The organism is Micromonospora sp. NPDC049529, from assembly GCF_055586685.1.
Map to the genome: position 1 here is coordinate 505,992 of NZ_JBVJHT010000003.1, position 6,102 is coordinate 512,093.

Consider the following 6,102-nt stretch of genomic DNA (forward strand, 5'->3'; position numbering starts at 1 on the left):
CCCCTCGCCCGGATCCACCGGACGCTCCGGACGCGGCATTTCCCACCCCCAAAGACAGGTGCGAATGCTATCAGCGGCCGTCATCGGATGGTCTGATCGACGGTTGTTTAGTTCCCGCATCCGGAAGCCGGACAACCTCGAACCGTAAAGCGTCCGAAACGATTGTCCACTGTTGTTTGTTCATACGGCATTCGCGAAGCAGGACAACCCACGGCCGGCTAGACACGGAGCCGCAAGCCGCGTCACCCCGTCCGAAGGGAATTCGATGTCGTCGCCTCGTGTCACGACCGCCACGCCACCACCGACCGAGCCACCCGAGCCTTCGTCGCCTTCGTCGTCGTCGCCTGAGTCCGGACCGCCTGAGTCCGGACCGCCTGAGTCCGGACCGCCTGAGTCCGGGCTGTCTGAAGCCACGCCCGCGCCGCGATCCCGAGCGGCGATCACCGCCACCGGAATCGCCGCGATCGTCGCGGCCGTCGCGCTGTCGTGGGACCGGCCGGGCATCGGCTGGCTGTTGACCGCGCTCGCCGTGGCCGCCGCGATCCTGGTCTGGGCACCCAGCGGCTTTGCGTGGTCCGGACGTACCACGGTCCGGGCCGGCGAGGCGTTGGCCACCGTGATTCTGATTGCCGTCGGCACGGTGCGCGCGGCGGAGTGGCTGTTCGTCCTGTGCGTGCTGACCGCTGGCGTGGTCGGCTGCGTGGCCCTGGCCGATCGCTGGTCGGTCGGCGGCCTGGTGGCCGCCCCGCTGCGGGTGGTCGTTTCGGTGCCCGCCGCCCTGCGATGGCTGTTCCGAGGCGTGTTCGGGCCCCGGGGTCAGGATCGGAGCGCGTTCAGGCGGACCATGATCGCCGGGCTGACAGCGGTGGCGTTGCTGGCCGTGTTCGGGTTCCTGCTGGCCGAGGCGGACGCGGCGTTCGCCCGGTTGCTGTCCGTGCTGGTCCCGTCCGTCGACGGCTGGACATCGTTGCAGTGGCTGGGGTCGGCGGCGGCCGCCGTCGTGGTGACGGCGATCGCGGCCCATGGTCTGCCGAGCGGCACGACCGCGCTCGAACCAGGGTCGCGGCTGGGGCTGGTCCGCCGGGTCGAGTGGGCCCTGCCGGTCGGCGCACTGGTCGCGCTGTTCGCGGGCTTCGTCGCGGTCCAGGCGACGGTCCTCTTCGGCGGTGGTGAGCACGTGGCGGCGACCGCCGAGCTGACGTACGCGCAGTACGCCCGGGCCGGCTTCTGGCAACTACTCGTGGTCACCGGGCTCACCGTGATCGTCGTGGGCGTAGCCGCACAGATCGCGCCCCGGTCCACGGTGCCCGACCGGGTGCTGCTGCGCACACTGCTGGGACTGCTGTCGGCCCTGACCCTGGTCATCGTCGCCTCGGCCCTCTCCCGGATGGCGGCCTACGAGCAGGCGTACGGGTTCACCCGGCAACGGTTGCTGGTGACCGTGTGTGAACTGTGGCTGGGAGTGGTCTTCCTGCTCATCCTTGTGGCCGGGATTCAGCTGCGGGGACGTTGGGTGCCCCGGGCCGCCCTCGCCGCGGCCGTCGCCGCGCTACTCGGCCTGGCCGTGCTCAATCCCGACGCGTTCATCGCCCAGCAGAACGTGAACCGGATCGAGACCCATGGGATCGACGTGAGCTACCTCAGCACCCTGTCCGCCGACGCCGTCCCGGCGTTGCGGGAGTTGCCGGAGCCGTACCGCTCCTGCGCACTGGCGGCGTTCAAGAACGAGCTGACCGGTGGCTCGGCGTCCTCATCGGGGTACAACCGACCGGACACCTGGCCGGAGTGGAACCTGGGCCGCGCCACCGCCCGGGCTCACCTCGACGACGTCGCCTCGGGCTCCTGCCCGGGCGCGGTATGGCCTGCCCGACGCTGACTGAGCCTCCGGCTGAGCGACCGCCCGGAGGGTGGGTAGGCGGCGGCGATCCTGGCGAGATCGATCCCGTCGCCACCCGCATCCCCAACTGTCGGACCGTCAGATGCCGTCAAGGTCGGTGGTGGCGATGCCGTTCGCGTAGGCGAAGATCACCAGTTGCACCCGGTCGCGGGCACCGACCTTGGCCGCGTACGCGGCCGAGGTGGCTCTTCACGGTCGCCTCGGTCACCACCAGCTTCTCGGCGATCTCTCCCTTGGTCAGTCCGCGGGCTACGAGGACGAGGACCTCGCGTTCGCGGGGGGGTCAGTGAGTCGAGCAGAGGGGAGGGGCGTACGGCGACGGACGGGCGAGCGGCGAACTCCTGGATCAGTCGGCGGGTGACGGTGGGTGAGAGCAGCGCGTCTCCCGCGTCGACCACGCGGATGGCCTCCACCTGCGCCCGGCGGGTCACCTCGGCGACGGTGGGCGCATCCAGACCGTCGACCCGCCGATCGTGCGCGCCTCGGGCGAACGTCGCCGAAGTGGCGTACCGCCGAGCAGCACGCGGACCGAAGTCGGGCGGACCAGGCCGGCCAGCATCGTGGTCTTGCCGGCGCCATGGGGCCCGAGGAACCCGGTGACGACGCCGGGCCGGACATCGAAGGAGACGTCGTCGACCGCCACCGATCGACCCTGTGCTCGTCGTGCCGCCGTTCGGCCGGCGAGGGGATGTGTGCGAGTATGGGCTAGTCACTGGCAGTGTTCGAGAATTAACCCGAAGTGCCAGGTCCTGGTGTGCGATCGGCAGGTTGAACCGTGACGGATGCGGTGCCCGGAGCCGCTCGGGCTTCCAGCCCGGAGGAGTTCGTCAAGCATCTGCGCCAGCTCAAGGCCGGCTCGGGACTGTCCTACCGTGATCTCGCCCGGCAGGCCCGAGCCAACGGGGACGTGCTGCCCGCCAGCACCGTGGCCTCCGCGCTCAACCGCACCTCGTTGCCGCACATCGACCTGGTCGCCGCGCTGGTGCGCGCGTGCGGCGGCACCCCCGGCGCGGTCGCGTGGTGGTCAGCCGTGTGGCACGACCTCGCCCGGTCCGCAGCCGGTCGCGACGTCCGGACGGCGGAGCCGAAGCGATCCGGGGGACGCGACCCGGCGTCGCCCGACGGCGAACCGGCTCCACCGGTCGACCGGCTGGTGACTCCCTGCCTGCTGCCACCCGACCGGCAGCACTTCGTCGGCCGGGTGGACGAGGTCGCCACCGCCCGCGAGCTGCTGAACATGCCGCCGGCACGGCCGTCGACGCTGCTGGTCACGGGCCCGGCCGGGGTCGGCAAGACCACCTTCGCGGTACGGGTCGGGCACGCGAGCGCGCCGCACTTCCCCGACGGGCAGCTCTACGTCGACCTGCACGGCGCCGACCCCGAGCCGTCCGACCCGGTGGTGGTCCTCGGCACCTTCCTGCGAGCACTCGGCGTGCGCAGCGGCGCCCTGCCGCCCGACCTCGCCGGCCGGGTGCACCTGTACCGGACGCTGATGGCACGCCGTCGGGTGCTGGTGGTCCTGGACAACGCGGCCGGGGCCCGCCAGGTGGACGCCCTGCTGCCCAACGGACCGGGCTGCGCGGCGATCCTGACCAGCCGGACCACCCTCGCCGAACTGGAGGGGGCCCGGCTCCCGCTGGGGGTCCTCACCCGCGAACAGGCGCTCACGCTGATCGAGAGCATGCTCGGCGAGCAGCGGACCCGGGCCGACCGGGAGTCCGCCGTGGCCATCGTCGACACCTGCGGGCGGCTCCCGCTCGCCGTCTGGGTGGCCGGTGCCCGGCTGGCCGCCCGACCGCACTGGCCGCTGGTCGCGATGGTCGAGGCGTTGACCAGCGAACACGGCAAGCTCGACCAACTGGTGGTCGGCGACATCGCGGTCCGCGCCAGCCTCGAACTGAGCTACCGCGGACTGAGTGCGCCCGCTCGGCACGCGCTGCGGTTGCTGAGCCTGGTCTCGGCGCCCGACTTCGCGTCCTGGGCGTTGGCCGCGTTGCTCGACGCGCCGTCGGCCGTCGCGGAACGGCTCCTCGACGACCTGGTCGAGGTACATCTGGTCGAGGCGGAACTGCACCCCGCGGGGGCTGTGCGTTACCGGATGCACGATCTCGTACGGCTGTTCGCCCGCGAACGCAGCCTCCGGGACGACCCGGCCGGGCAGCGGGCCGACGCCATCCTGCGGCTGCTCGGGGCGAGTCTCCAGCTGGCCGAGGACGCGGCGGCCCGCCTCAGCGCCGACTTCCAGGGGATCGGCAGGCACGCCGTACCGCACTGGACGCTGCCGGCGGCCGACGTGCGTCATCTCCTGGTCGACCCGCTGGGCTGGTTCGACATCGAGCACGCGTTCCTCGTGTCCGTCGGCCAGCAGGGGCTGGAGACCTCGGATGTCGGTGTGTCCGCCGGTCTCGCCACGTCCCTGACCACCTTCTTCCAGATCCGCAGCCACTTCGACGACTGGCTCCGGCTACAGGGCTCGGCGCTCGCCGCCGCGCTGTCGGCGGGTGATCCGGTGGCGGCATCGAAGCTGCACCGGTCGTTGGGTGAGCGGGCGACGATCCTCGACGACTACGACGAGGCGGTGCGCCAGTTCGAACGGGCGCTGGGCTTCGCGGCCGAGGCCGAACCGAGCTATACCGCCAGCGCCATGGCGGGTCTCGCCTATGTCTACCGCCTGCTGGGGCGGTACCGCTCCGCCGTCGTCCACTTCGAGCGGGCGGCCGACCTCGCCCGCCGTACGAGCAACGTCAACTGCCTGGTGTACGCGTACAACGGCATCGGTGTGGTGGAGCTCGAACGCGACCGCCTGACCCAGGCCCGGGGACAGTTCGCCCGGTGCCTCGAACTGAGCAGAGCCGCCGGTTACCGCCCCGGCGAGGCGCAGGCGTTGCGCGGCCTCGGTCAGGTTCACCGGGCGCGTGGTGAGTACGACATCGCGGCCGACCACTTCGAACGGGCCGCGTCGATCAGCCTCGCCCTCGGTGACCGCCTCGCCGCCACCCACGCCACCTGCTGGCTCGGCGACGTCCGGGTCCACCAGGGCCGGCCCGGTCCGGGTCGGCGGCTGCTGGCCGAGAGTCTGTGGACCTACCGCGAGTTCGCCAACGCCTGGGGCGAGGCGGCCACCCTCCGCAACCTGGCGGTGGCACAACTGGCCGCCGGACGACCGGACCGGGCGCGGGCCCGGGCGGCGGCCGCGGTGCGGATCTGGCGTCGCGTCGGCTCCCCGTACTGGCTGGCGATCGGGCTGACCACGCTCGCCGACGCTCACCGGGCGAGCGGGAACGCCCAGGCGGAGCGGGAGACGACCGCCGAGGCGGAGCGGCTCCGGCGGGTACTGCGCGGGTCGACCGTGGATGGCCCGACGGCCGGGGAGTCCGGGGATCCGCACGGGCCGGACCAAGCCGTGACCGTGGCGCCGGAGTTGTCACCGTAACGGTTGCGCCGCCAGCCGTGAACGGGCGCGATCCGGTGAGTGCGAACACGTACGCGCGCGTACGAGCTCGTACGAGACAACGGGCTCAACAGTGACATCTCCGGTCGGGGCCGGAAACATTGTTGGTGCACGACGGCCTTCGCATAGCCGCCAATTGCGAAACATCTGATTGGAGTATGTCGGTGAAGAAACGTGCCCTGACGGTGCTCGCCATGATCGGTGCGATGGTGGGGGCCACGACCTTCGTGGCCACACCCGCACAGGCCGGTAGCTACCGGAACTGCGCCTATCCGTACGTGTGTCTCTACAGCGGCTCCTACACGGCGGAAAACAAGATTGCGCAGTACCAGGACGCCGTCTACCAGAACCTGGCGCCCGCCCGGCAGAACCAGCCGGACGCGGTCATCAACACCCGCAACGACGATTCGGTGTGGTTGCTCGACACCGGGGCGAGCCCGGACCGCTACATCTGCATTCCCGCGAACACCCACGTGAACCTCGGCGACTACGCCCATCCGAACGGTGGCACCTGGGCCAACGACGTCGACACCATCCGTATCTGGGGTGACCCCGACAACGGACGCTGCAACAACACGACCTCGCCGAGTCAGGGTTCGGTGCCCGACGGCTGGCGCCGTTAGTCTCCGGCGAGGATACGGGGGAGGGGGGGGGCGGGGGGGGGGGCCGGGCCTCCCCCCCCTGTGAACCCGCGCGGACCAGAAGAGGTTGCGCCAGAGACGTAGAAGCACCCTCTGCTCCGAAGGGGATGTCT

The 6,102-nt window shown here is 71.3% G+C and carries 5 protein-coding genes; 3 read left to right on the forward strand and 2 right to left on the reverse strand.

All coding sequences use genetic code 11. The features are described from left to right. Positions 1 to 514: 514 nt before the first annotated feature. Complete coding sequence (locus ACZ6QQ_RS07570) at positions 515 to 1,876, forward strand: DUF4153 domain-containing protein (RefSeq protein ID WP_465875012.1); 1,362 nt, start codon at positions 515 to 517, stop codon at positions 1,874 to 1,876. Positions 1,877 to 1,985: 109 nt separating this feature from the next. Here the strand turns inward: ACZ6QQ_RS07570 and ACZ6QQ_RS07575 are convergent, their stop codons facing one another. Beyond that, positions 1,986 to 2,138 (reverse strand): hypothetical protein, encoded by a 153-nt coding sequence (locus ACZ6QQ_RS07575; protein ID WP_465875045.1) that lies wholly within the window; start codon positions 2,136 to 2,138, stop codon positions 1,986 to 1,988. 186 nt (positions 2,139 to 2,324) lie between these two features. Beyond that, on the reverse strand, positions 2,325 to 2,540 hold the full coding sequence (locus ACZ6QQ_RS07580) for an ATP-binding cassette domain-containing protein (protein WP_465875013.1): 216 nt from the start codon (positions 2,538 to 2,540) through the stop codon (positions 2,325 to 2,327). A 132-nt stretch (positions 2,541 to 2,672) separates the two neighbouring features. Between ACZ6QQ_RS07580 and ACZ6QQ_RS07585 the strand changes: the two genes are divergently transcribed. Together ACZ6QQ_RS07585 and ACZ6QQ_RS07590 are read left to right on the forward strand one after the other, a co-directional pair. Then, complete coding sequence (locus ACZ6QQ_RS07585; protein WP_465875014.1) at positions 2,673 to 5,330, forward strand: ATP-binding protein; 2,658 nt, start codon at positions 2,673 to 2,675, stop codon at positions 5,328 to 5,330. A 182-nt stretch (positions 5,331 to 5,512) separates the two neighbouring features. After that, positions 5,513 to 5,971 (forward strand): hypothetical protein, encoded by a 459-nt coding sequence (locus ACZ6QQ_RS07590; RefSeq protein WP_465875015.1) that lies wholly within the window; start codon positions 5,513 to 5,515, stop codon positions 5,969 to 5,971. Positions 5,972 to 6,102 lie beyond the last annotated feature (131 nt).